This is a genomic window from Pseudomonas sp. BLCC-B112, from assembly GCF_028550695.1.
GTDB classification, from domain to species: domain Bacteria; phylum Pseudomonadota; class Gammaproteobacteria; order Pseudomonadales; family Pseudomonadaceae; genus Aquipseudomonas; species Aquipseudomonas danubii.
This window is the reverse complement of the sequence record NZ_JAQQGK010000005.1, coordinates 365,566-389,260: the sequence shown is the minus strand read 5'-3', so window position 1 is coordinate 389,260 and position 23,695 is coordinate 365,566. Positions and strand designations below refer to the sequence as shown.

Sequence of the window (23,695 nt, the reverse complement as noted above, 5' to 3'; positions counted from 1 at the left end):
CGGGGATGGCAGAGGGCGCTGTGGCCAGTCATGCCTGGGGTTTTGTGGCTACGCTGAAACCGGTGCCTGAACTCTATCTGCCGGTTCCCTGTCTGAGAGGAGGAAATGCGCCCCGACTCGCGTTAAACTGCGCGGGTTTTTAGTCCCCCATTCCTCCGGAGCCTTCCATGTCCCGCGTTACCCTGAGTCGCTATTTGATTGAGCAGACCCGCAGCAACAACACTCCTGCCGATCTGCGCTTCCTGATCGAAGTGGTGGCGCGTGCTTGCAAGGAGATCAGCCACGCTGTGTCCAAAGGCGCCCTGGGTGGTGTTCTGGGCAGCATGGGCACGGAAAACGTGCAGGGCGAAGTGCAGAAGAAGCTCGACGTGATCTCCAACGAGATCCTCCTGGAAGCCAACGAATGGGGCGGTCACCTGGCCGGCATGGCGTCCGAGGAAATGGACAATGCCTACCAGATCCCGGGCAAATACCCGAAAGGCGCCTACCTGCTGGTATTCGACCCGCTGGACGGTTCGTCGAACATCGATATCAACGCGCCTGTTGGCACCATCTTCTCGGTGCTGCGTTGCCCGAATGAGTACCTGAGCCAGAACGAAGCCTTGAACGAAAAGGCCTTCCTGCAGCCGGGCACCCAGCAGGTTGCTGCCGGTTACGCCATCTACGGCCCGCAGACCATGCTGATCCTGACCCTGGGTCATGGCGTCAAGGGCTTCACCCTGGACCGTGAAATGGGCAGCTTCGTGCTGACTCACGAAGACATCAAGATCCCGGAATCCACCCAGGAATTCGCCATCAACATGTCCAACGAGCGTCACTGGGAAGCTCCGGTCAAGCGCTACGTGAGTGAGCTGCTGGCCGGCGACACCGGTCCACTGAAAAAGAACTACAACATGCGCTGGGTCGCGGCCATGGTCGCCGACGTGCACCGTATCCTGACCCGTGGCGGCTTGTTCATGTACCCACGCGACAGCCGCGAGCCGGAGAAGCCGGGCAAACTGCGGCTGATGTACGAAGCCAATCCGATGTCCTTCCTCATCGAACAGGCTGGCGGTTCTTCTACCGACGGTCGCCAGCGCATCCTCGACATTCAGCCTGAAGGCCTGCACCAGCGTGTTGCCGTATTCCTTGGTTCCAAGGAAGAAGTGGCTCGTGTGACGGGCTACCACAAGGAATAAGACATGGCCCAGTCCTGGCAGCCTCTGCTTGATTGGTGGTTCGGTTCAGCCGAAAAGCCGGCAGAGGTGGTCGCTGCCAAGGGCAGGCTGTGGTTTGGCAAACGCGACAGCCAGGACCTCGAAGCGCGCCAGCGCTTTGGTGGTCTGGTGGAGCAGGCACTGGCTGGCGGATTGACCGAGTGGACGCAAAGTCCCCAAGGTTGGCTGGCCCTGGTGCTGTTGCTCGATCAGTTGCCGCGGATGATCTATCGCGATACGCCCAAGGCGTTCTCCGGCGATACCCGTGCCCAGGCACTGGTGGCGCAAGGCATTGCCGCGGACCTCGACCGGCGCTTGCCGGCCATGCAACGCAGCTTCATCTACCTGGTGTTCGAGCATTGCGAGCACCTGGCGGTGCAGAACGAAGGGGTTTCCCGCTTTGCTGCCCTGCACGACGAACAACCGGAGGAAGATCGCCCGGTGTTCGCCGATCAGCTGGACTACGCCGAACGGCACCAGAAAATCATTGCCCGCTTCGGGCGCTTTCCCCATCGCAACGCCATCCTCGGTCGTGAGTCCACTGCCGAGGAGCTGGCTTTCCTGCGCGAGCCTGGTTCGCGTTTCTGACGGCCGGCAAGCATTACTTGCCCGCTCGCAATAGGCGCTTCATCAGCAATGACGGCAGGTCTTTGCGTGTATCGGCAATGATGTGGATAAAGACGGTGTTCTCCCGCACTTCGTAGATCACCCGGTTCATACCGCAAAGTACCTGACGATAGTGGCGCAGATTGAGCTGCTGAATTTCGTAAGGTACCACGCCAGCGTAGGGCGAGGTCGCCAGTTGAGCCACGGTGGATTTCAAGTGCTGGAAGGTGCTGTGCCAGGCTTGGGGAGAGAATCGACTGATCAGGTATTGTCTGAGCTCTTTCAGCTCGCGTTCTGCCGAATGCAGAATGACCACCTTGAATCTCATTGCAGGTCGTCCCGCTCCAGGTCGGCAAACACCTGCTCTGCATCACGGAACTGACCGGCTTCAATCTCCCGGTTGCCCAAGGTCAGAAGTTTCAACATGGCCAGGGTCGCTTCCTGTTCCTCAAAGCTCTGTACATCCATAACCACCAGCTTGGCTTCGCCATTCTGGGTAATAACCAGAGGCTCGCGGCTTTCCGTCAGTTGCTTGACGATCTCGGCGGTGTGGCTTTTCAGGTAACTGATGGGCTTGATCTGGGATGAAAGCTTCATGGGGCGGGCTCGACTGTAAAGGCAGGCCTGAGTTTAGTCTTAATCCAGTTCTGTTGGGGGCGTGCAGACCAGCGACTGTATTGCCGAATGTCCGCAATCGAATGATTTCACCGGCAAGCCGGTTCCTACGAATACTGGTAGGAGCCGGCTTGCCGGCGAAGCTGCTCCTCAGATACGGAAGCTGCCCACCAGGTGCTGCAGGCGCTTGGCCTGTTGTTCCAGGTCGGCGCAGGCGCGCAGGGTGGCTTGCAGGTTTTCCACCCCTTCCTGATTCAGGGTGTTGATTTCGGTGATGTCGACGTTGATCGACTCCACCACCGCGGTCTGCTCCTCGGTGGCGGTGGCCACCGACTGGTTCATGCCGTCGATTTCGCCGATGCGCTGGGTCACGCTGCCCAGGCGTTCGCCGGCCTGGTTGGCGATGCCGACGCTGCTTTCGCTCTCACGCTGACTCTCGGTCATGGTGCCCACCGCTTCACGGGCGCCCACTTGCAGCTCCTCGATCATTTTCTGCACTTGCTGCGCCGAATCCTGGGTGCGGTGGGCGAGGTTACGCACCTCGTCCGCTACCACCGCGAAACCGCGTCCGGCCTCACCGGCGCGAGCCGCTTCGATGGCGGCGTTGAGGGCCAGCAGGTTGGTCTGCTGAGAAATGCTGGTGATGACTTCGAGGATCTGCCCGATGTTCACCGTGTTGCTGTTGAGGGTCTCGATGTTGTCGCAGGAGCTGCTGATCTTTGCCGACAGCTGATGCATGGCGGCGATGGTCTGATCCACCACTTGCTGGCCGTCTTGCGCCAGGCTGCGGGCCTCGCTGGAGTGCTGCGAGGCGAGGGCGGCGTTCTGGGCGATTTCCTGGGCGGCGGCGCCCAGTTGGTTGATGGCCGCGGCCACGCTGCTGGTGCGCGAAGCCTGTTGGTCGGAGTTGAACATCGACGAGTTGGAGGCGGCGACTACGCGCAGGGCCACTTCGTTGACCTGGCCGGTGGCCGAGGACACTTCGCGGATCGAACTGTGGATGCGTTCGACGAAACGGTTGAACGACACCCCCAGGGTGCCGAATTCGTCGTGGCCATGGATCACCAGGCGTTTGGTCAGGTCGCCTTCGCCTTCGGCGATGTCGTGCATGGCCCGGCCCATCATGTGCAGCGGTTGCATCAGGATGCGGATCAGCATGCCCAGCAGGCTGATGATGATCACCACCGCGATCAGCATGGCGATGATCGCCGAGGTGCGAAACTCACTGAGCACGGCGAAGGCGGTGTCCTTGTCCAGGACCAGGGCCACGTACCAGTCGGCCGAGGGCACGCCGTTGACGTGGGTGAAGGAGATGAACTGGGTCTTGCCGTTCAGCTGCACTTCTTTCAGGCCGGGGCTGATGCTCGGGGCACCCGCGGGATAGGCTTCGGCGAGGCTCTTGAGCACCAGTTTGCTGTCGGGGTGGATGAGGATCTTGCCGTCGGCGCTGACGATGAAGGCCTGGCCATGACCGCCGAAGTTCAGCGAGTTGATGATAGCGCTGATGCTCGACAGGTCGATATCGGCGCCGGCCACGCCGATCATCTGGTTCTGATGCTGCACCGGGGTGGCCACGGTGATCACCAGTTTGCCGGATGAAGCGGCAATGTAGGGTTCGGTGACGATGGTCCGTTGCGCGCCGGTGGCCGCCTTGTACCAGCCGCGGGCACGGGGGTCGTAGTCGGCGGCGCGATTGCCGGCCGGGACCGAAAACATCACGCCGTCCTGGCCGCCGAAGTAGCTGAGCTGGAAGTTGCTGGTATAGGCGGGCAGGCCGACGCTGCGTTTCAGGCTCTCGGCGCCGTTGCCGTCCACGGCGATCTGCTGGGCCAGAGACTGCAGGAGCTGGATGCGGCTTTCCAGCCAGGTCTGGATATTGCTGGTGGTCAGGCTGCCCAGTTCCTGCATGGTGGACTCGGTGCTGCTGCGCAGGGCCTCACGCTGTCGGTAGTCATTGAACAGAATAAAACAGGCGAACGCGACGGCCACCACAAGGGCGGCGGCAAGCAGGATCTTGTGGCTGAATTTCATATTGCTGGTCATTAAGTGAACTACCGCGATGGGCTGGTCAACGAGGGGCGTCAATTTGCCACAGTGGAGGGCTTTGCGCTGCAGTTATGTCGACTGGCTATTACTGAAGATGAGGCCTCGTGGAGAAAAACCGACGAACAGCAGGGCAAGGCGAAAAGGTGTTTGATTTACCGGGAAAATGCCCGGAGCACCGGGCAAGAAATACCCGGCCGAGCGGGGAACCAGAAGGGGGTTTTCTCTTCTAAGCTTCTGGTTGGCTGACAGGCCTTCCCCCTTTCGTCCAGGAGTTCACCATGTCCCTGCGTTCTCTCGCTCTGTTGTCGTTCTGCGTGCTGCTGGCTGCGTGCAGCAAGGTCAATCAGGAAAACTATTCCAAGCTCTCGGCGGGCATGCCCAAGGCCGAGGTTGAACAACTCCTGGGCAAGCCGACTGACTGTTCGGGCGCGCTGGGCATGTCCAGCTGCACCTGGGGCGACAAGAACAGCTTTATCAGCGTGCAGTATGCCGGTGACAAGGTTCTGATGTTTTCCGGGCAAGGCCTGAAGTAAAAAACCGGGGCTTCGGGCCCACGGGAGAAAAATAATGATGCGTTTTGTTTTCACTCTTCTGGTCGGCCTGCTCTTGGCCGGCTGCGCCACGTCCCGGGACGATTCGCTGGCGCCCAAGACCGTCAACCACGTCGATCTCAAGCGTTACCAGGGGACCTGGTACGAGCTGGCGCGGTTGCCGATGTATTTCCAGCGTAACTGTGCGCAATCCGAGGCCCGCTACACCCTGTTGCCGGAGGGCAACGTGGCGGTGCTCAACCGCTGCCTGACCCCGGAGTGGAAGTGGGAGGAGGCTCGTGGCACGGCAACGCCTCAGGTGCCGGGCAAGACCGACAAGCTGTGGGTCGAGTTCGATAACTGGTTCTCGCGGCTGCTGCCGGGGGCGACCAAGGGCGACTACTGGGTGCTGTATGTCAGCGATGACTACAAGACCGCGATTGTCGGCAATCCCAACCGCCGTTACCTGTGGTTGCTGTCGCGGACCAAGGAGGTCAATGAGACGGTGCGTGAAGAGTTGCTGAGCAAGGCGCGTCAGCAGGGCTACGACACCACGCGACTGATCTGGCGGGTGTCGGACTCGGCCATGGCCAAGACCTCGAAATAGATTCACTCCCTGTAGCAGCCGGCTGGCCGGCGAAGGCGTTCGTGAGAATGCTTTCGCCAGCACGTCGGCTCCTACGAACTTGGGGTCAGTTGAGCAGCTCGCGCAGGACTTGGGTGAAGGCCCGGCTACTGTCTTCTTCGGCGGCGTGACGTCCGTTACGCACCATCCACTGACCACCCACCATCACATCCCGTACCTGGCGGTCGCCGCCGGCAAACAACCAACGGTTGAGAATCCCGTCGCCATCCGCGGTGGCCAGGTAAGGGTCGTTGCCATCCAGCACCAGCCAGTCGGCGCGCTTGCCCACGGCCAATGTACCTATGGGTTGCCCCAGCGCCTGAGCGCCGCCAGCGAGCGCGGCATCGTACAAAGTGCGGCCGACCATGGGCTGGTCCGCGCGGTACAGGCGGTTGCGACGCTGGTCCCGCAGGCGTTGGCCGTACTCCAGCCAGCGCAGTTCTTCCACCACGCTCAAAGACACGTGGCTGTCGGAGCCGATGCCCAGGCGTCCGCCCTGGGCGAGGAAGTCCACCGCCGGGAAGATACCGTCGCCCAGGTTGGCCTCGGTGGTCAGGCACAGGCCGGCAATGGCCCGGCTTTCGGCCATGAGGCTGACTTCTTCCGGATTGGCGTGAGTGGCGTGGACCAGGCACCATCGTTGATCCACCGCGACGTTCTCATGCAACCATTGCAGCGGGCGGCGTCCGCTCCAGGCCAGGCAGTCGTCGACTTCCTTCTGCTGTTCGGCGATGTGGATGTGTACGGGACATTGGCGGTCGCTGGCGGCCAGGACTTCGCTGATCTGCTGTGGCGTGACCGCGCGCAACGAGTGAAAGCACAGGCCCAGCTGCTGGTTGGCCTGTTGCGCCAGCAGGGGCTGCAAGTGCTGTTGCAGTTGGAGGTAGTTTTCCGTGCTGTTGATAAAGCGGCGTTGGCCGTCATTGGGGGCCTGGCCGCCGAATCCCGAATGGCTGTACAGCACGGGCAGCAAGGTCAGGCCGATGCCGCTGCTGGCGGCCGCCTGGCTGATGCGTCGGGACAGCTCGGCGGGGTCGGCGTAGGGCTGGCCGTCGGTGTCGTGATGCACATAGTGGAATTCCGCCACTGAGGTGTAGCCGGCCTTGAGCATCTCGATGTACAGCTGGCGGGCGATGATCTCCAACTGTTCAGGACTGATCTTGCCCACCAGGCGGTACATCAGGTCGCGCCAGGTCCAGAAGCTGTCGTTGGGGTTGCCGGCCACTTCCGCCAGCCCGGCCATGGCTCGCTGGAACGCGTGGGAGTGCAGGTTGGGCATGCCGGGTAGCAGCGGGCCCTTGAGCTGTTCTGCACCTTCTGCACTGGCGTTGGCCTGGATGTGAGTCAGCAGGCCGTCGGCACTGACTTCAAGACGTACATGGTTGGCCCATCCATCAGGCAGCAGCGCGCGTTCGGCGAAGAAGGCGGACATGGTTCAAGCACCCCATCGTGTGTTATTTGTATATACATATACAGACGTTTGCCTGCTCGGTAAACTCCGGCAAGCTAGTCACCTTTTTTGCTCAACAAGGATTTCCCGTGCCGACTCCGCCTGCCAAATCGCCGCTGGCTGCCCATCTGGGCGATAGTCCGGCGCCCTTGTATGCCCGCGTCAAACAGATGATCACCCAGCAGATCGAGAGCGGAAACTGGCCGCCGCATTACCGCGTTCCCTCGGAAAGCGAGCTGGTCAATCAGCTGGGCTTCAGCCGCATGACCATCAACCGCGCACTGCGGGAAATGACCGCTGAGGGCATGCTGGTGCGCATGCAGGGCGTGGGGACCTTCGTCGCCGAACCCAAGAGCCAATCGGCCTTGTTCGAAGTGCACAACATTGCCGACGAGATCGCCTCCCGCGGTCATCGCCACACCTGCCGGGTCGTCACCCTGGGCGAAGAGGCTGCCGGTTCCGAGCGCGCCCTGGCCCTGGACATGCGCGAAGGGCAGCGAGTCTTCCACTCGCTGATCGTGCATTTCGAGAACGACATCCCGGTGCAGATCGAGGATCGCTTCGTCAACGCCCTGGTGGCGCCGGAGTACCTCAAGCAGGACTTCACCCTGCAAACCCCTTACGCCTATCTGTCCCAGGTCGCCCCCCTGACCGAGGGCGAGCATGTGGTGGAGGCGATTCTCGCCGAGCCCGAAGAGTGCGAGCTGCTGCAGATCGAGCGTGGCGAGCCGTGCCTGTTGATTCGGCGTCGCACCTGGTCCGGGCGCCAGCCGGTGACCGCCGCCCGCTTGATCCACCCCGGTTCCCGTCATCGTCTGGAAGGGCGCTTTCATAAATGATCCAGTCCACTCTGTTACGCGCCGCCGACTACCCGCGCATGCCATGGAAAAACGGCGGCGGCAGCACCGAAGAAATCACTCGTGACGCCGGCACTGGCCTGGAAGGTTTTGGCTGGCGCCTGTCGATTGCCGATATCGGCGAATCCGGCGGCTTTTCCAGCTTTGCCGGTTATCAGCGAATCATCACCGTGCTGCAGGGTGCGGGCATGCAACTGACGGTCGATGGCGAAGAGGTACGGCCCTTGCTGCCCCTGGACCCCTTTGCCTTCAGCGGTGCCAGCCAGGTGAATTGCACCCTGCTGGAGGGCGCGATCCGCGATTTCAACCTGATCTATTGCCCTGAGCGTTACGTCGCCCGCTTGCAGTGGTTCGATGGTCAGCAACGCTTCTTCACCCAGGCGCACACCGTGCTGGTGTTCAGTGTCGCCGAGCAGACCTGGGTGGACACGGGCAGCATCCCGGTGCAGGCATTGGGGCGTTATGACTGCCTGCGCCTGGATGACAATGCCGGGGTTATGGAAATCGCCACCGATGGACGCTGCTGCGTCATCGAACTCACCGCCATCTGATCATTGTGGCTGGGTGCAGGCCGGGATACGGCCTGCTACCGGCTTCTATTCGTTCCCTCGCTGCGCCGGAACCCCAGCCCGCACCTAGCGTGCAGAACGGGCGCACATCTCCCTGCAATTGCTGTTTCTCTCGCGCACCAGTTTGTTACCGAACGCCCCAGCACAGCGCAAAACCGGGTTTTGGTAACAGCTTCGCTGCGGCCAAAAAACTCTTCTGGAAAATTCTCGCCCTGTTGAAAGCCTTGTCCAGCAAGGCTTGCGGTTTGCTCTCAAGGTTTTTCAGGTACGTCTCAAGCGAGTTGGCCGCTTGATTGCATATGCTTGTATGTACAAGTAAATATGTGTGCGTAAGAGTCGATGGAATCCTCTTCGCACCTTGGACTCATCGCCGAGGAGTTTTTCCGTGACTGACAGCAAACCCACCCAATTCCGCAACGTCGAAATCCGCGCTGCACGTGGCAACAAGCTGACCGCCAAGAGCTGGCTGACCGAAGCGCCGCTGCGCATGCTGATGAACAACCTCGACCCGGAAGTTGCAGAGAATCCCAAGGAACTGGTGGTCTACGGTGGCATTGGCCGCGCCGCGCGCAACTGGGAGTGTTACGACAAGATCGTCGAAGCCCTGACCCATCTGAATGACGACGAGACCCTGCTGGTGCAGTCCGGCAAACCGGTGGGCGTGTTCAAGACCCACAGCAACGCGCCGCGGGTGCTGATCGCCAACTCCAACCTGGTGCCGCACTGGGCCAGTTGGGAGCACTTCAATGAACTGGACGCCAAGGGCCTGGCCATGTACGGCCAGATGACCGCCGGCAGCTGGATCTACATCGGTAGCCAGGGCATCGTCCAAGGCACTTATGAAACCTTCGTTGAAGCCGGTCGCCAGCATTACGACTCCAACCTCAAGGGCCGCTGGGTCCTGACCGCCGGTCTGGGTGGCATGGGCGGCGCGCAACCGCTGGCCGCGACCCTGGCCGGGGCGTGCTCGCTGAACATCGAGTGTCAGCAGACCAGCATCGACTTCCGCCTCAAGACCCGCTACGTCGACGAGCAGGCCACCGACCTGGACGACGCCCTGGCACGCATCAAGAAGTACACCGCCGAAGGCCGCGCGATCTCCATCGCCCTGTGTGGCAACGCTGCAGAAATCCTGCCGGAACTGGTACGCCGTGGTGTGCGTCCGGACATGGTCACCGACCAGACCAGCGCCCACGACCCGCTCAACGGCTACCTGCCCAAAGGCTGGACCTGGGAGCAGTACCGCGACCGCGCCAAGACCGAGCCGGCTGCCGTGATCAAGGCCGCCAAGCAGTCCATGGCCGAGCACGTCAAAGCCATGCTGGCCTTCCAGAAAATGGGGGTTCCGACCTTCGACTACGGCAACAACATCCGCCAGATGGCCCAGGAAGAGGGCGTGGAAAATGCGTTCGACTTCCCAGGTTTCGTCCCGGCCTACATCCGTCCGCTGTTCTGCCGTGGTGTCGGTCCATTCCGTTGGGCGGCGCTGTCCGGTGATCCGCAGGACATCTACAAGACCGACGCCAAGGTCAAGGAACTGATCCCTGACGATGCCCACCTGCACAACTGGCTGGACATGGCGCGCGAGCGCATCAGCTTCCAGGGCCTGCCGGCGCGGATCTGCTGGGTCGGCCTGGGCCAGCGCGCCAAGCTCGGCCTGGCGTTCAACGAGATGGTGCGCAGCGGCGAGCTGTCGGCGCCGATCGTCATCGGCCGCGACCACCTGGATTCCGGCTCGGTGGCCAGCCCGAACCGTGAAACCGAATCCATGCAGGACGGCTCCGACGCCGTGTCCGACTGGCCGCTGCTCAACGCCCTGTTGAACACTGCCAGTGGTGCGACCTGGGTTTCCCTGCACCACGGTGGCGGTGTCGGCATGGGCTTCTCCCAGCATTCGGGGATGGTCATCGTCTGCGACGGCACCGATGAAGCGGCCGAGCGGATTGCCCGGGTGCTGCACAACGATCCGGCCACCGGGGTCATGCGTCACGCCGACGCCGGCTACCAGATCGCCATCGACTGCGCCAAGGAACAGGGCCTGAACCTGCCGATGATCACCGGTAAGTAACCGCAGCATCGGTTCACCCCACTCTCCCTGTAGGAGCCAGCTTGCTGGCGAAGCAAGCACCACGGTGCATCATCTGCACCGCCTCGCGAGCAAGCTCGCTCCTACAGTGGAAATCGTCTGCAGTGCCCATAGAGGTTTGACGTCCATGGCCTTAGCGAATGATCGTGCAAGCAGCAAGCCGTTGATCGAAAGGCGTTCGATCGACTACATCCCGGAAGCGGAAAGACACGGTCGTCTCTTGAGCCAGTTCACCCTGTGGCTGGGTGCCAACCTGCAGATCACGGCCATCGTCACCGGCGCTCTGGCGGTGGTGTTGGGCGGTGATGTGTTCTGGTCGTTGATCGGGCTGTTGATCGGGCAACTGCTGGGCGGCGCAGTGATGGCGCTGCATGCGGCGCAAGGACCGAAGCTCGGTCTGCCGCAGATGATTTCCAGCCGGGTGCAGTTCGGGGTCTATGGCGCGGCCATCCCGATGGTGCTGGTGTGCCTGATGTACCTGGGTTTCACCGCAACCGGCACGGTGCTTTCCGGGCAGGCGCTGGGCCAGATGTTCGGTGTCAGTGACAGCATCGGCATCCTGATTTTCGCCAGCGTCATTGTGCTGGTCACGGTGCTTGGCTATCGGGTGATTCACTACATCGGCCGGGTTGCCAGCGTGATCGGCGTGATCGCCTTTTTCTACCTGTTCAGCCGGCTGCTGAGCCAGACCGACGTCAGCGCCTTGCTGGCGATTCGGCACTTCAGCTGGAGCAGCTTCCTCCTGGCGGTGTCGTTGGCCGCATCCTGGCAGATCGCTTTCGGGCCTTATGTCGCCGACTATTCGCGCTACCTGCCGAGCAAGACGTCGCCATTGAAGACCTTCCTCGCCGCGGGCGCAGGTTCGGTGATCGGTGCCCAGGTGGCGATGGTACTCGGGGTGTTCGCCGCGGCCCTGTCCAAGGGCCAGTTCGCCGGTCGTGAGGTGGCCTACATTGTCGGCCTGGGCGGCACTGGCGCCATAGCGGCGTTGCTCTATTTCAGCATTGCCTTCGGCAAGGTGACCATCTCGACGCTGAACTCCTACGGCAGCTTCATGTGCATCGCCACCATCATCAGCGGCTTTCGCGGCGAGCTGAAAGTGACGCGCTTGCAGCGGCTGATCTTCGTGTTGCTGATCGTCGGTGCCGCGACCCTGATCGCGCTGCTGGGCCAGCACTCGTTCCTCGGCGCATTCAAGTCTTTCATCCTGTTCCTGCTGGCGTTCTTCACGCCCTGGAGCGCGATCAACCTGGTGGATTTCTACTGCATCACCAAAGAGCGCTATGACATCCCGGCGCTGTCCAATCCGGACGGCCGCTACGGGCGCTGGAATGCCATGGGCATCACTATTTATGTGTTCGGCGTGCTGATCCAGATGCCGTTCATTTCCACCCACTTCTATACCGGCCCCCTGGTGGCGAGTCTGGGCGATACCGATATCTCCTGGATCATCGGCCTGGTGGTGCCCGCGGCGTTGTACTACGTCTGCGCGAAGAAGTGGCATGGCGCGGTGCCCGAGCACCTGATCCTGCCGGTAGAGCAGGACGCGCCCAACGAACAAAAGCTGAGTCAGGCCCGTCGCGCTGCTGCGGTGTGAGTCTTGACGGGACGTGGACAGGGCTGGATGCCTCTTAACTGCCGTAAGCCAACTCATGATTAGGAGCGTCACACAATGAAAATGCATAAGACCCTGCTGACCACGTTGCTGTCCATGGGCTTGCTGGCCGCTTCCGGCGCCCAGGCGGCCGGCTGGTGCGAGTCGGGCAAACCGGTGAAGTTCGCCGGCCTGAATTGGGAAAGCGGCATGTTGCTGACCGACGTCCTGCAGTTCGTCCTGGAGAAGGGCTACGACTGCAAGACCGATAGCCTGCCGGGCAACTCCATCACCATGGAGAACGCCCTGGGCAGCAATGACATCCAGGTCTTCGCCGAAGAGTGGGTGGGCCGCAGCGAGGTGTGGAACAAGGCCGAGAAGGCCGGCAAGGTGGTGGGCGTCGGCGCGCCGGTGGTGGGAGCCGTCGAAGGTTGGTACGTGCCGCGCTATGTGATCGAGGGCGACGCCAAGCGCAAGCTCGAAGCCAAGGCGCCAAACCTGAAAAACATCGCCGACCTGGGCCAGTACGCCAGCGTGTTCAAAGACCCGGAAGAACCGAGCAAGGGCCGCTTCTACAACTGCCCGGCCGGTTGGACCTGTGAGCTGGACAACAGCGAGATGCTCAAGAGCTACGGCCTGGAAAGCAGCTACACCAACTTCCGTCCGGGTACCGGCCCGGCCCTGGATGCGGCGGTGTTGTCGAGCTACAAGCGTGGCGAACCGATTCTCTTCTACTACTGGTCGCCGACCCCGCTCATGGGCCAGGTGGATCTGGTCAAGCTGGAGGAGAAACCCGGCGTCGACAAGAGCGTGAGCATCAAGGTCGGCCTGTCCAAGACCTTCCATGACGAAGCTCCTGAACTGGTGGCGGTACTGGCCAAGGCCAACCTGCCCATCGATCTGCTTAACCAGAATCTGGCGCGCATTACTCGCGAACGCATCGAGTCGCCGAAACTGGCGAAACTCTTCCTCAAGGAACATCCTGAAGTCTGGCACCCATGGGTCAGCGACGACGCTGCCAGGAAAATCGACGCGGCCTTGTAGGTCGGGCTTTTCCGACGGTTCACAAGAGCCGTCGGAGGCTGGACCACAACCTCCTTTGATCGAGAGTTTCTTATGTTTCCAGAAAGCTTCACCTTTTCCATCGCCGACTGGGTCAACGGCTGGGTCGACTCCCTGGTGACCAATTACGGTGATGTGTTCCGGCACATTTCCGACACCTTGTTGTGGGCCATCGTCAACCTTGAAGGCCTGCTGCGCATGGCGCCCTGGTGGCTGATGCTGGCGATTGTCGGCGGCATTGCCTGGCACTCCACCCGCAAGCTGCTGACCACGGCGGTGATTGTCGGCCTGCTGTTCCTGGTGGGCGCCGTCGGCCTGTGGGACAAGCTGATGCAGACCCTGGCGCTGATGCTGGTGGCGACCGTGATCTCGGTGCTGATCGGCATTCCCCTGGGGATTCTCTCGGCTCGCAGCAACCGCTTGCGTTCGGTATTGATGCCGCTGCTGGACATCATGCAGACCATGCCCAGCTTCGTGTACCTGATCCCGGTGCTGATGCTGTTCGGCCTGGGCAAGGTGCCGGCGATTTTCGCCACGGTGATCTATGCCGCACCGCCGCTGATTCGTCTCACCGACCTGGGCATCCGCCAGGTGGACGGTGAAGTGATGGAGGCGATCAACGCCTTCGGCGCCAACCGCTGGCAACAGCTGTTCGGCGTGCAACTGCCTCTGGCCCTGCCAAGCATCATGGCGGGGATCAACCAGACCACCATGATGGCCCTGTCGATGGTGGTGATCGCCTCGATGATCGGGGCCCGCGGCCTGGGCGAGGATGTGCTGGTGGGAATCCAGACCCTCAACGTCGGGCGCGGCCTGGAAGCGGGGTTGGCGATCGTGATTCTGGCGGTGGTGATCGACCGCATTACCCAGGCCTACGGTCGTCCACGTCATGAGGTGAGCAAATGAGCAGTGCTGCCGTGAGCAAGATCGAAGTCAGGAACGTCTTCAAGATATTCGGCAACCGCCCCTCTGATGCCCTGGCGATGATCCGCCAGGGCCAGAGCAAGGATCAGGTACTGGCCCAGACCGGCTGCGTGGTGGGGGTCAATGATCTGTCCCTGAGCATCGGCACCGGTGAGATCTTCGTCATCATGGGCCTGTCCGGTTCCGGCAAGTCGACCCTGGTGCGCCACTTCAACCGTCTGATCGATCCCACCAGCGGGGCGATCCTGGTGGATGGCGAAGACATCCTGCAATACGACATGGAAGCCCTGCGCCAATTTCGCCGGCACAAGATCAGCATGGTGTTCCAGAGCTTCGGCCTGCTGCCCCACCGCAATGTTCAGGACAACGTCGCCTACGGCCTCAAGGTGCGTGGCGAGAGCAAGTCGCTGTGCGCCGAGCGGGCCCTGCACTGGATCAACACCGTGGGCCTCAAGGGTTACGAGAAGAAGTACCCGCACCAGCTGTCCGGCGGCATGCGCCAACGGGTCGGCCTGGCCCGGGCCCTGGCCGCGGACACCGACATCATCCTCATGGATGAAGCCTTCAGCGCCCTGGACCCGTTGATCCGCGCCGAGATGCAGGACCAGCTGCTGGAGCTGCAGAAGACCCTGCACAAGACCATCGTCTTTATCACCCATGACCTGGACGAGGCGGTACGCATCGGCAACCGCATCGCGATCCTCAAGGACGGCCGCCTGATCCAGGTGGGTACGCCGAAGGAGATCCTGCATTCGCCGGCGGATGAGTACGTCGATCGTTTCGTCCAGCGCCGCGCCGCCACCGTGTAGGAGCCGGCTTGCCGGCCAAAGGTCCGGCAAAGCGGCAGACAACCCAAGGTTTGCAAGAAGAGGTCCCCCGATGTCCCAGGCTGAAAAAATCGTTATCGCCGACGCCCCTCTGGGTTGGCAGGATGTTGTCGCTGTCGCCCGTCATGGCGCGCAGCTGGCGCTTTCGGCCCAGGCCTGGGCGCGTATCGACAATGCCCAGGCCATCGTCCGCCAGGTGGTGGACAGTGGCGAACGGGCCTATGGCATCAGCACGGGCCTTGGCGCCTTGTGCAACGTGGTGCTGGCCGGTGAGCAACTCAGCCAGCTGTCGCGCAACACCTTGCTCAGCCATGCCTGCGGTGTCGGGCCGGCGCTGGCCGATGAGCAGACCCGGGCGATCCTCTGTGCCGCCATCATCAACTACAGCCACGGCAAATCCGGCATCCACCGGCAAGTGGTCGAGGCGCTGCTGACCCTGCTCAATCGCGGTATCACTCCACAGGTGCCGTCCCAGGGGTCGGTGGGTTATCTGACCCATATGGCCCACATTGGCATCGCCTTGCTTGGCGTCGGTCAGGTCAGCTATCGCGGTCGTGTTGTCAGCGCCGAACAGGCCCTGGCCGAAGAGGGGCTGCAGCCGGTGCAACTGGGGGCCAAGGATGGCCTGTGCCTGGTCAACGGCACGCCGTGCATGACGGGCTTGAGTTGCCTGGCCCTGGCCGATGCCAGTCGCCTGTTGCAGTGGGCCGACGTGATCGGCGCCATGAGCTTCGAAGCCCAGCGCGGCCAGATCGACGCCTTCGATGCCCAGATCATTGCCCTCAAGGCGCACCCCGGCATGCAGGTGGTGGGCAGCAACCTGCGGGCCTTGCTCGATGGCAGTGAAGTCATCGCCGCTAGCCGCGGCATCCGCACCCAGGACGCCTTGAGTATCCGCTCCATTCCCCAGGTACATGGTGCAGCCCGGGATCAGTTGGCCCATGCGGTCAAACAGGTGGAAACCGAGCTCAATGGCGCGACCGACAACCCGTTGCTGCTGGGCACCCCGGATCACTATCGGGTGGTGTCCCAGGCCAACCCCCACGGGCAATCGGTGGCGCTGGCGGCGGATCTGCTGGCCATCGCCATGGCCGAGATCGGCTCCATTGCCGAACGTCGCCTGGACCGCTTGATCAACCCCCATGTCAGCGGCTTGCCGGCGTTCCTGGTGAGCGAGCCCGGGGTCAACTCCGGAATGATGATCGTGCAATACGTAGCGGCTTCGCTGTGTGCCCAGAACCGTCAATTGGCCCAGCCGGCGGTGCTGGACAACTACGTGACTTCGGGCCTGCAGGAGGACCACCTGAGCCTGGGCACCAATGCCGCCCTGAAGCTGCATCAGGTGCTGGAGAACTGTACCCAGATCCTGGCCATCGAGTACCTGCTGGCGGCCCAGGCCTTCGAGTTTCTCAAGGAGCAGCGTTTCGGCACTGGCACCGGTATCGCCTGGTGCCTGCTGCGCGAGCGGGTCCCGGCCTATGACCAGGACCGCTGGCTAGCGCCGGACATTGCCAGCGCTGCGGCCCTGCTCAAGGACCCGGAGCTGCTGCACAAACGCTTTTCCAAGGTGCAATGAACCGTTTTTTCCATCACCAGCGTGCCAAGGCGTCACTCGTGCAAAACCGCGAATGACGACGGATAACGGAAGCTTCCGGAGCGACTGGTAGTTATTACAAAACTCTCAAAAGGAGCATGAATGTGACTGCGCTAAACCTGATTCCCGGCCAACTGACCCTGGCCCAACTGCGGGCCATCTATCAGCAGCCGCTGACCCTGACCCTGGATGACAGCGCCTCGGCGCAGATCGACGCCAGCGTCGCTTGTGTCGAGCAGATTCTCGCCGAGAACCGCACCGCCTACGGGATCAACACCGGTTTTGGCCTGCTGGCTTCGACCCGCATCGCCAGCGCCGATCTGGAAAACCTCCAGCGCTCCCTGGTGCTGTCCCATGCCGCTGGCGTGGGCGAGCCCATCAGCGACGATCTGGTGCGCCTGATCATGGTGCTCAAGGTCAACAGCCTGAGCCGCGGTTTCTCCGGCATCCGCCGTCAGGTGATCGATGCCCTGATCGCCCTGATCAACGCCGAGGTCTATCCGCATATCCCGCTCAAGGGCTCGGTGGGCGCTTCCGGCGACCTGGCGCCTTTGGCCCACATGTCCCTGGTGCTGCTGGGTGAGGGCAAGGCGCGCTACAAGGGCCAGTGGCTGGAAGCGACCGCGGCCCTGGAAGTCGCCGGCCTCAAGCCGCTGACCCTGGCCGCCAAGGAAGGCCTGGCGCTGCTTAATGGCACCCAAGTGTCCACCGCGTTCGCCCTGCGCGGGCTGTTCGAAGGTGAAGACCTGTTTGCCGGTGCTCTGGTGTGCGGCGGCCTGACGGTGGAAGCGGTGCTGGGTTCGCGCTCGCCGTTCGACCCACGGATTCACGCCGCTCGCGGTCAGCGCGGGCAGATCGACACCGCTGCGGCTTATCGCGCCTTGCTGGGGGACAGCACCGAGGTGTCCGCCTCGCACCAGAACTGCGACAAGGTCCAGGACCCGTACTCCCTGCGTTGCCAGCCGCAAGTGATGGGCGCCTGCTTGACTCAGTTCCGCCAGGCCGCCGAAGTGCTGGTGGTCGAAGCCAACGCGGTGTCCGATAACCCACTGGTGTTCGCTGCCGAAGGCGATGTGATTTCCGGTGGCAACTTCCACGCCGAACCCGTGGCCATGGCGGCCGACAACATGGCCCTGGCCATCGCCGAGATCGCGTCCCTGAGCGAGCGCCGTATCTCGCTGATGATGGACAAGCACATGTCCCAGCTGCCGCCGTTCCTGGTGGCCAATGGCGGGGTCAACTCCGGCTTCATGATTGCCCAGGTGACCGCTGCGGCCCTGGCCAGTGAGAACAAGGCCCTGGCCCACCCGCACTCGGTGGACAGCATTCCCACTTCCGCCAACCAGGAAGACCACGTTTCCATGGCGCCGGCCGCCGGCAAGCGCCTGTGGGAAATGGCCGAGAACACCCGCGGTGTGCTGGCCGTGGAATGGCTGGCGGCCTGTCAGGGCCTGGACCTGCGCGAAGGCCTGAAAACCTCGCCGACCCTGGAAAAAGCCCGCGCCACCCTGCGCGAGAAAGTGGCGTATTACGAGAAGGACCGTTTCTTTGCACCGGATATCAACGCGGCCAGCGAGTTGTTGGCTTCGCGGTGCCTGAATGGGCTGCTGCCAGCCCAGTTGTTGCCGAGCCTGTAATGCACGCCGGGCCGCCAGATCACTCCGCGCTCGGCCGAGAGCGGTGGCCCGATTGGGTTCGCTTCACCTGCAAGACGGGCGCGGAGCGTCCGCTTCTGCCGCCTCGCGCTCCGGCGCGGGGCGCACTTGTCCGATAACAATAAAAGGGACGATGACATGCAATCGCAAGAAACAGGATTACGTCGGGGGCTGACGGCCCGCCACATTCGCTTCATGGCCCTGGGGTCGGCCATTGGCACCGGATTGTTCTACGGCTCGGCCTCCGCCATCCAGATGGCCGGCCCGGCGGTGCTGCTGGCCTACCTGATTGGTGGTGCAGCGGTGTTCATGGTGATGCGCGCCCTGGGGGAGATGGCCGTGCACAACCCGGTGTCCGGCTCCTTCGGGCAGTACGCCAGCCAGTACCTGGGGCCCTTGCCGGGCTTTATCCTGGGCTGGACTTACGCGTTCGAGATGCTGATCGTCTGTCTGGCGGACGTCACCGCCTTTGGCATCTATATGGGCTTCTGGTTTCCCGAGGTGGCGCGCTGGATCTGGGTGCTGGGCATCGTCCTGCTCATCGGCGGGTTGAACCTGTGCAGCGTCAAGGTTTTCGGCGAGATGGAGTTCTGGCTGTCGCTGCTCAAGGTCGGGGCGATTATCGCCATGATCCTCGGTGGTTTCGGCATCATGCTGTTCGGTATCGGCAGCGCGGCCACCGAGCAGGCCACCGGCGCCAGCAACCTCTGGGCCCATGGCGGTTTCATGCCCAATGGCATCAGCGGGGTGATCGCTTCCTTTGCGGTGGTGATGTTCGCCTTTGGCGGCATCGAGATCATCGGTGTCACCGCCGGCGAGGCCAAGGACCCGCAGCGGGTCATCCCCAAGGCGATCAACGCGGTGCCGCTGCGCATCCTGCTGTTCTATGTGCTGACCCTGTTCGTGCTGATGTCGATTTTCCCCTGGCCGCAGATTGGCACCCAGGGCAGCCCCTTCGTGCAGATCTTTGACAGCCTGGGCATCAGCTCGGCGGCCACCATCCTTAATATCGTGGTGATTTCGGCGGCGGTGTCGGCGATCAACAGCGATATCTTTGGTGCCGGGCGCATGATGTACGGCTTGGCCCAGCAAGGGCAGGCGCCCAAGGGCTTTGCCCAGATTTCCAAGGCCGGCGTGCCGTGGATGACCGTGGTGGTGATGGCCGTGACGCTGTTGGGTGGGGTGGTGCTGAACTACCTGATCCCGGAAAACATCTTCCTGCTGATCGCTTCCCTGGCCACCTTCGCCACGGTCTGGGTGTGGCTGATGATTCTGCTGACCCATGTGGCCATGCGCCGCTCCATGACCGCCGAGCAAGTGGCCCGGTTGCAGTTCAAGGTGCCGTTCTGGCCTTGGGCGCCGGCAGCGGCGATTGCCTTCATGCTGTTCATCTTCGGCGTGCTGGGCTATTTCCCGAAAACTCAAGCGGCGCTGATGGTGGGCGTGGTGTGGATCATTCTGCTGGTGGTGGCCTATATGCTGTGGGTCAAGCCGGCGGCGGGGCAGGCTCAGCAGATCCGCGTCGATTCTTCTTTACCTACTGATCATTAACGGAGGCCTTGGATGAGAACTCTTTGGCAACACTGCAACGTCGCCAGCATGGCCCAGGGCACTTACTCGATCATCGAGGACGCGGCCATCGTGACGTCAGGGGCGCACATCGAGTGGATCGGCCGGCGCCAGCAGGCGCCGGTCGCCGATGACCACCAGGTCCAGGACCTGGCGGGCGCCTGGGTGACCCCGGGCCTGATCGATTGCCACACCCATACGGTGTTCGGAGGCAACCGCAGTGGCGAGTTCGAGCAGCGCCTGCAGGGCGTGAGCTATGCCGAGATCGCCGCCGCCGGTGGCGGTATCGCCAGCACCGTGCGGGCGACCCGCGCGGCCACTGAAGAGGAGCTGTTCGTCAGCGCCCGCAAGCGTCTGCTGAACCTGTTGCGCGACGGTGTCACCAGCGTCGAAATCAAGTCCGGCTACGGCCTGGACCTGGCCAGCGAGCGCAAGATGCTGCGGGTGATCCGCCGTCTTGGCGAGGAGTTGCCGGTCAGTGTGCGCAGCACCTGCCTGGCGGCTCACGCTCTGCCGCCGGAATATGCCGAGCGCAGCGACGACTACATCGAGCATATCTGCAGCGAGATGCTCCCGGCCCTGGCGGCCGAAGGGCTGGTGGATGCGGTGGATGCCTTCTGTGAGTACCTGGCGTTCTCCCCGGCGCAGGTGGAGCGGGTATTCATTGCCGCGCAACAGCTCGGCCTGCCGGTGAAACTGCACGCCGAGCAGTTGTCGTCCCTGCACGGGTCAAGCCTGGCGGCGCGCTACCGGGCGCTGTCTGCCGATCACCTGGAGTTCATGACCGAGGACGATGCCATGGCCATGGCGGCTTCGGGAACCGTGGCAGTGCTGTTGCCGGGGGCTTTCTATTTCCTCCGGGAAACCCAGTTGCCGCCGATGGAAGCCCTGCGCAAGCACGGGGTGAAGATTGCCGTGGCCAGCGACCTCAATCCCGGGACTTCGCCGGCGTTGTCGCTGCGCCTGATGCTGAACATGGCCTGCACCTGTTTGCGGTTGACGCCGGAAGAGGCGTTGGCCGGGGTCACCCTGCACGCGGCCCAGGCCCTGGGCATGGAGCAGACCCATGGTTCACTGGAGGTGGGTAAGGTGGCGGACTTTGTCGCCTGGCAGATCGATCGTCCCGCCGACCTGGCTTACTGGCTGGGCGGCGACCTGGAAAAACGCGTCGTGCGACACGGCGTTGAAGTGACTGTTTAGGAGACAGGTTGTGGATAAGGTTCTGACATTCAAACAAGGCCGGGTGCCCCTGCTGATCAGCATGCCCCACGCCGGTACGCGCTTGACCCCGGCAGTGATGGCCGGGCTGGTTCCACAGGCGCAAAGCCTGCCGGACACCGACTGGCATATTCCGCGGCTGTATCAGTTCGCCGAGGAGCTGGGAGCCAGCACCTTGGCGGCCGAATACTCGCGTTTCGTCATCGACCTGAACCGGCCGTCCGATGACAAGCCGCTGTACGTCGGTGCTACCACCGGCTTGTACCCGGCGACGCTGTTCGATGGCGAGCCGTTGTTCGTTGAAGGGCAGGCGCCGTCCAAAGAAGAGCGGCAACAGTACCTGGAGCAGGTCTGGGGGCCCTATCACCGCACCCTGCAGGAGGAGCTGGCGCGGCTCAAGGCCGAGTTCGGCTATGCCTTGCTGTTCGATGCCCACTCCATTCGTTCGCTGATCCCTCATCTGTTCGAGGGCAAGCTGCCGGACTTCAACCTCGGCACCTTCAACGGCGCCAGCTGCGATCCGCAACTGGCCGGCCGCCTGGAGAGCATCTGCGCCGCCCACGGCGATTACACCCATGTGCTCAATGGTCGTTTCAAGGGCGGTCATATCACCCGGCATTACGGCAACCCGGCCGAGCACATTCATGCGGTGCAACTGGAACTGGCGCAGAGCACCTATATGGAGGAGTTCGAGCCATTCCGCTATCGCGAGGACCTGGCGGCCCCGACCCAGGTGGTGCTCAAGGCATTGCTGCAGGGGCTGCTGGCCTGGGGGCAGGAGCGTTACCGCTGACATTGCTTGCGCCTGCAAGCTGGCTCCTATCGCGGATGCACGCCTTTATGTAGGGGCGAGCTTGCTCGCCAAGCGCCCTGAGCAACTCGTTGCAATCCCTTGAACAACCCTGTTTTCTTCAAGGACATGCTGATTGCGTAATTCGGGTTTATGATGCCAAACGGCAGCATAAATGAAGTCCCCAGCAGGGATGAACCCGACCTCCACGGAGCGCGTAATGCAGACTTTGTACCCGCAGATCAAACCCTATGCCCGGCACGATCTGGCCGTCGACAAGCCCCATGTGCTGTATGTCGACGAAAGTGGTTCACCGGAAGGTTTGCCGGTGGTGTTCATTCACGGTGGCCCGGGGGCGGGCTGTGATGGGGCGAGTCGCTGCTATTTCGACCCGAACCTGTACCGCATCGTCACCTTCGACCAGCGCGGTTGCGGGCGTTCCACCCCCCACGCGAGCCTGGAGAACAACACCACCTGGGACCTGGTGGCGGACCTGGAGCGGATTCGCCAGCACCTGGGCATCGACAAATGGGTGCTGTTCGGCGGCTCCTGGGGTTCGACCCTGGCCCTGGCCTATGCCCAGGCCCACCCGGATCGGGTGCTGGGCCTGATCGTGCGGGGCGTCTTCCTGGCCCGTCCCCAGGAAATCCAGTGGTACTACCAGTGCGGCGCCAGCCGCCTGTTTCCGGATTACTGGCAGGACTACGTGGCACCGATTCCCCTGGAGGAGCGTCATGACCTGGTCAGCGCCTTCCACAAGCGCCTGACCGGCAATGACCAGATCGCCCAGATGCATGCCGCCAAGGCCTGGTCGGGTTGGGAAGGGCGCACCGCGACCCTGCGTCCGAACCCGCTGGTGGTGGATCGCTTCTCCGAGCCACAGCGGGCGCTGTCGATTGCCCGGATCGAATGCCATTACTTCATCAACAACGCGTTCCTCGAACCGGACCAGTTGATCCGCGACATGGGCAAGATTGCCCATCTGCCCGGAGTCATCATCCACGGTCGCTACGACGTGATCTGCCCCCTGGACAACGCCTGGGAGCTGCATCAGGCCTGGCCCAACAGCGAGCTGCAGGTGATACGCGACGCCGGTCACGCCGCCTCGGAACCGGGCATTACCGACGCTCTGGTACGCGCCACTGATCAGATGGCGCGCCGCCTGCTTGACCTGCCGCCCGAAGAAGCATGAAGGGCCTGTTGCAGCGCGTGCGCGGCGCGCGGGTGGAAGTGGCCGGGGAAATAGTCGGTGCGGTGGACCAGGGCTTGCTGGTGCTGGTGGCGGTAGAGCCCGAGGACACTCGGGCCAGCGCCGACAAACTCCTGCACAAGCTGCTTAACTATCGGGTGTTCAGCGATGCTGAGGGCAAGATGAACCTGTCCCTGGCGGATGTGCAGGGCGGGCTGCTGCTGGTGTCGCAGTTCACCTTGGCGGCAGACACCAAGAGCGGGTTGCGCCCAAGCTTTTCCACGGCTGCACCACCGGCCCTTGGCGAAGAGCTTTTTGATTACCTGATAGCGAAGGCGCAACAGTTGCATGGCAAAGTGGCATCAGGGCGTTTTGGCGCGGACATGCAGGTGCATCTGGTCAACGATGGCCCGGTTACCTTCCTGTTACAGACCTGAAAACGCCTGAAACAGCTTTTTCCGCCGATTTGAGCCGGAAACTGCTGTTTTTCACGATAAATACTTTGTTACCCCTGATGCGTTGTAACGCGGGCTACTAGATAATCGCGCGCTACGGGGATCAGCGTTCGTTGGTCCATTTTGACTTTAGTAGAGACTTGTCCACGGCCGTTTGGGGAATCATTTAGCCCCATCGGAGTCGGAACAATGCTCGCCAACCTGGCATATAGATAGCTGGCCGTTGGTTCTTTGATCT

At 62.4% G+C, this 23,695-nt stretch carries 23 protein-coding genes and 1 pseudogene; 19 read left to right on the top strand and 5 right to left on the bottom strand.

Annotation, left to right across the window (positions count from 1 at the left end; translation table 11 throughout):
- Window positions 1-167: 167 nt before the first annotated feature.
- Together PQT43_RS15630 and PQT43_RS15625 are read left to right on the top strand one after the other, a co-directional pair.
- Complete coding sequence (locus PQT43_RS15630) at window positions 168-1,178, top strand: class 1 fructose-bisphosphatase (protein ID WP_102862754.1); 1,011 nt, start codon at window positions 168-170, stop codon at window positions 1,176-1,178.
- A gap of 3 nt (window positions 1,179-1,181) precedes the next feature.
- Window positions 1,182-1,784, top strand: a complete 603-nt coding sequence (locus tag PQT43_RS15625) for a DUF924 family protein (protein WP_102882114.1) — start codon at window positions 1,182-1,184, stop codon at window positions 1,782-1,784.
- Between the two features lie 13 nt (window positions 1,785-1,797).
- Here the strand turns inward: PQT43_RS15625 and PQT43_RS15620 are convergent, their stop codons facing one another.
- The 4 genes and pseudogenes from PQT43_RS15620 to PQT43_RS31460 all read right to left on the bottom strand — a co-directional run.
- On the bottom strand, window positions 1,798-2,130 hold the full coding sequence (locus PQT43_RS15620) for a type II toxin-antitoxin system RelE/ParE family toxin (RefSeq protein ID WP_272754250.1): 333 nt from the start codon (window positions 2,128-2,130) through the stop codon (window positions 1,798-1,800).
- Window positions 2,127-2,399, bottom strand: coding sequence for a type II toxin-antitoxin system Phd/YefM family antitoxin (locus tag PQT43_RS15615; RefSeq protein WP_272754249.1), 273 nt, complete (start codon window positions 2,397-2,399; stop codon window positions 2,127-2,129). Before PQT43_RS15615 ends, PQT43_RS15620 begins: the two co-directional genes overlap by 4 nt.
- Before the next feature lie 168 nt (window positions 2,400-2,567).
- Window positions 2,568-3,332, bottom strand: coding sequence for a methyl-accepting chemotaxis protein (locus PQT43_RS31465; protein ID WP_371826192.1), 765 nt, complete (start codon window positions 3,330-3,332; stop codon window positions 2,568-2,570).
- A 93-nt stretch (window positions 3,333-3,425) separates the two neighbouring features.
- Window positions 3,426-4,325: pseudogene (locus PQT43_RS31460) on the bottom strand (HAMP domain-containing protein); the annotation flags it as partial.
- A 138-nt stretch (window positions 4,326-4,463) separates the two neighbouring features.
- Between PQT43_RS31460 and PQT43_RS15605 the strand changes: the two are divergent.
- The 3 genes from PQT43_RS15605 to PQT43_RS15595 are packed head-to-tail and all read left to right on the top strand — an operon-like array spanning window position 4,464 to window position 5,600.
- A complete protein-coding gene (locus tag PQT43_RS15605) occupies window positions 4,464-4,709 on the top strand; it encodes a hypothetical protein (RefSeq protein WP_102882110.1) in 246 nt (81 codons plus the stop codon).
- Window positions 4,710-4,741: 32 nt separating this feature from the next.
- Window positions 4,742-4,996, top strand: coding sequence for a hypothetical protein (locus PQT43_RS15600; RefSeq protein ID WP_011058771.1), 255 nt, complete (start codon window positions 4,742-4,744; stop codon window positions 4,994-4,996).
- Window positions 4,997-5,030: 34 nt separating this feature from the next.
- Window positions 5,031-5,600 carry a lipocalin family protein gene (locus PQT43_RS15595; protein ID WP_102862758.1) on the top strand — a complete coding sequence of 190 codons (570 nt, stop codon included), beginning with the start codon at window positions 5,031-5,033 and terminating at the stop codon, window positions 5,598-5,600.
- A gap of 85 nt (window positions 5,601-5,685) precedes the next feature.
- Here PQT43_RS15595 and PQT43_RS15590 read toward each other — a convergent pair whose 3' ends face one another.
- The gene (locus PQT43_RS15590; protein ID WP_272754247.1) at window positions 5,686-7,050 is read right to left on the bottom strand and encodes a formimidoylglutamate deiminase; all 1,365 of its coding nucleotides are present in this window, start codon (window positions 7,048-7,050) and stop codon (window positions 5,686-5,688) included.
- A 107-nt stretch (window positions 7,051-7,157) separates the two neighbouring features.
- Here PQT43_RS15590 and hutC point away from each other — a divergent pair, with 107 nt between their 5' ends.
- The 14 genes from hutC (at window position 7,158) to dtd (ending at window position 23,439) form a co-directional block, all read left to right on the top strand.
- Complete coding sequence (gene hutC, locus PQT43_RS15585) at window positions 7,158-7,907, top strand: histidine utilization repressor (RefSeq protein WP_102862760.1); 750 nt, start codon at window positions 7,158-7,160, stop codon at window positions 7,905-7,907.
- On the top strand, window positions 7,904-8,476 hold the full coding sequence (locus tag PQT43_RS15580; RefSeq protein ID WP_102862761.1) for a HutD/Ves family protein: 573 nt from the start codon (window positions 7,904-7,906) through the stop codon (window positions 8,474-8,476). The genes hutC and PQT43_RS15580 overlap by 4 nt, the downstream gene beginning before the upstream one ends.
- Window positions 8,477-8,879: 403 nt before the next feature.
- On the top strand, window positions 8,880-10,562 hold the full coding sequence (gene hutU, locus PQT43_RS15575; protein WP_102882108.1) for a urocanate hydratase: 1,683 nt from the start codon (window positions 8,880-8,882) through the stop codon (window positions 10,560-10,562).
- Between the two features lie 145 nt (window positions 10,563-10,707).
- A complete protein-coding gene (locus PQT43_RS15570; protein ID WP_102882107.1) occupies window positions 10,708-12,177 on the top strand; it encodes a purine-cytosine permease family protein in 1,470 nt (489 codons plus the stop codon).
- Window positions 12,178-12,252: 75 nt separating this feature from the next.
- Entirely contained in the window at window positions 12,253-13,218 is a 966-nt protein-coding gene (locus tag PQT43_RS15565; protein ID WP_272754246.1) for an ABC transporter substrate-binding protein, read from the top strand.
- A 72-nt stretch (window positions 13,219-13,290) separates the two neighbouring features.
- A complete protein-coding gene (locus tag PQT43_RS15560) occupies window positions 13,291-14,142 on the top strand; it encodes an ABC transporter permease (protein ID WP_102862765.1) in 852 nt (283 codons plus the stop codon).
- Entirely contained in the window at window positions 14,139-14,969 is an 831-nt protein-coding gene (locus PQT43_RS15555; protein WP_110595378.1) for a quaternary amine ABC transporter ATP-binding protein, read from the top strand. Before PQT43_RS15560 ends, PQT43_RS15555 begins: the two co-directional genes overlap by 4 nt.
- A 70-nt stretch (window positions 14,970-15,039) precedes the next feature.
- A complete protein-coding gene (locus PQT43_RS15550) occupies window positions 15,040-16,563 on the top strand; it encodes an HAL/PAL/TAL family ammonia-lyase (RefSeq protein ID WP_272754245.1) in 1,524 nt (507 codons plus the stop codon).
- Window positions 16,564-16,679: 116 nt separating this feature from the next.
- Window positions 16,680-18,218 (top strand): histidine ammonia-lyase, encoded by a 1,539-nt coding sequence (gene hutH, locus PQT43_RS15545; RefSeq protein WP_102862768.1) that lies wholly within the window; start codon window positions 16,680-16,682, stop codon window positions 18,216-18,218.
- A 156-nt stretch (window positions 18,219-18,374) separates the two neighbouring features.
- Window positions 18,375-19,787, top strand: coding sequence for an amino acid permease (locus tag PQT43_RS15540; protein ID WP_102882103.1), 1,413 nt, complete (start codon window positions 18,375-18,377; stop codon window positions 19,785-19,787).
- Window positions 19,788-19,799: 12 nt separating this feature from the next.
- A complete protein-coding gene (hutI, locus tag PQT43_RS15535) occupies window positions 19,800-21,005 on the top strand; it encodes an imidazolonepropionase (RefSeq protein WP_272754244.1) in 1,206 nt (401 codons plus the stop codon).
- A 10-nt stretch (window positions 21,006-21,015) separates the two neighbouring features.
- The gene (gene hutG, locus PQT43_RS15530; RefSeq protein WP_110651041.1) at window positions 21,016-21,816 is read left to right on the top strand and encodes an N-formylglutamate deformylase; all 801 of its coding nucleotides are present in this window, start codon (window positions 21,016-21,018) and stop codon (window positions 21,814-21,816) included.
- Between the two features lie 217 nt (window positions 21,817-22,033).
- Window positions 22,034-23,005, top strand: coding sequence for a prolyl aminopeptidase (gene pip / locus PQT43_RS15525; protein ID WP_102862772.1), 972 nt, complete (start codon window positions 22,034-22,036; stop codon window positions 23,003-23,005).
- Complete coding sequence (gene dtd, locus PQT43_RS15520; RefSeq protein WP_102862773.1) at window positions 23,002-23,439, top strand: D-aminoacyl-tRNA deacylase; 438 nt, start codon at window positions 23,002-23,004, stop codon at window positions 23,437-23,439. The genes pip and dtd overlap by 4 nt, the downstream gene beginning before the upstream one ends.
- The last annotated feature ends 256 nt before the right edge of the window (window positions 23,440-23,695 follow it).

What these genes read in the sequence shown, in the direction of transcription:
- PQT43_RS15555 (WP_110595378.1), top strand. Translation starts at nt 14,139, where the DNA reads ATGAGCAGTGCTGCCGTGAGCAAGATCGAAGTCAGGAACGTCTTCAAG.
- hutH (WP_102862768.1), top strand. Translation starts at nt 16,680, where the DNA reads ATGAATGTGACTGCGCTAAACCTGATTCCCGGCCAACTGACCCTGGCC.
- pip (WP_102862772.1), top strand. Translation starts at nt 22,034, where the DNA reads ATGCAGACTTTGTACCCGCAGATCAAACCCTATGCCCGGCACGATCTG.
- PQT43_RS15625 (WP_102882114.1), top strand. Translation starts at nt 1,182, where the DNA reads ATGGCCCAGTCCTGGCAGCCTCTGCTTGATTGGTGGTTCGGTTCAGCC.
- PQT43_RS15580 (WP_102862761.1), top strand. Translation starts at nt 7,904, where the DNA reads ATGATCCAGTCCACTCTGTTACGCGCCGCCGACTACCCGCGCATGCCA.
- PQT43_RS15600 (WP_011058771.1), top strand. Translation starts at nt 4,742, where the DNA reads ATGTCCCTGCGTTCTCTCGCTCTGTTGTCGTTCTGCGTGCTGCTGGCT.
- hutI (WP_272754244.1), top strand. Translation starts at nt 19,800, where the DNA reads ATGAGAACTCTTTGGCAACACTGCAACGTCGCCAGCATGGCCCAGGGC.
- PQT43_RS15630 (WP_102862754.1), top strand. Translation starts at nt 168, where the DNA reads ATGTCCCGCGTTACCCTGAGTCGCTATTTGATTGAGCAGACCCGCAGC.
- PQT43_RS15540 (WP_102882103.1), top strand. Translation starts at nt 18,375, where the DNA reads ATGCAATCGCAAGAAACAGGATTACGTCGGGGGCTGACGGCCCGCCAC.
- PQT43_RS15590 (WP_272754247.1), bottom strand. Translation starts at nt 7,050, where the DNA reads ATGTCCGCCTTCTTCGCCGAACGCGCGCTGCTGCCTGATGGATGGGCC.
- PQT43_RS15615 (WP_272754249.1), bottom strand. Translation starts at nt 2,399, where the DNA reads ATGAAGCTTTCATCCCAGATCAAGCCCATCAGTTACCTGAAAAGCCAC.
- PQT43_RS15570 (WP_102882107.1), top strand. Translation starts at nt 10,708, where the DNA reads ATGGCCTTAGCGAATGATCGTGCAAGCAGCAAGCCGTTGATCGAAAGG.
- dtd (WP_102862773.1), top strand. Translation starts at nt 23,002, where the DNA reads ATGAAGGGCCTGTTGCAGCGCGTGCGCGGCGCGCGGGTGGAAGTGGCC.
- PQT43_RS15620 (WP_272754250.1), bottom strand. Translation starts at nt 2,130, where the DNA reads ATGAGATTCAAGGTGGTCATTCTGCATTCGGCAGAACGCGAGCTGAAA.
- PQT43_RS15560 (WP_102862765.1), top strand. Translation starts at nt 13,291, where the DNA reads ATGTTTCCAGAAAGCTTCACCTTTTCCATCGCCGACTGGGTCAACGGC.
- PQT43_RS15550 (WP_272754245.1), top strand. Translation starts at nt 15,040, where the DNA reads ATGTCCCAGGCTGAAAAAATCGTTATCGCCGACGCCCCTCTGGGTTGG.
- PQT43_RS15565 (WP_272754246.1), top strand. Translation starts at nt 12,253, where the DNA reads ATGAAAATGCATAAGACCCTGCTGACCACGTTGCTGTCCATGGGCTTG.
- PQT43_RS31465 (WP_371826192.1), bottom strand. Translation starts at nt 3,332, where the DNA reads ATGTTCAACTCCGACCAACAGGCTTCGCGCACCAGCAGCGTGGCCGCG.
- PQT43_RS15595 (WP_102862758.1), top strand. Translation starts at nt 5,031, where the DNA reads ATGATGCGTTTTGTTTTCACTCTTCTGGTCGGCCTGCTCTTGGCCGGC.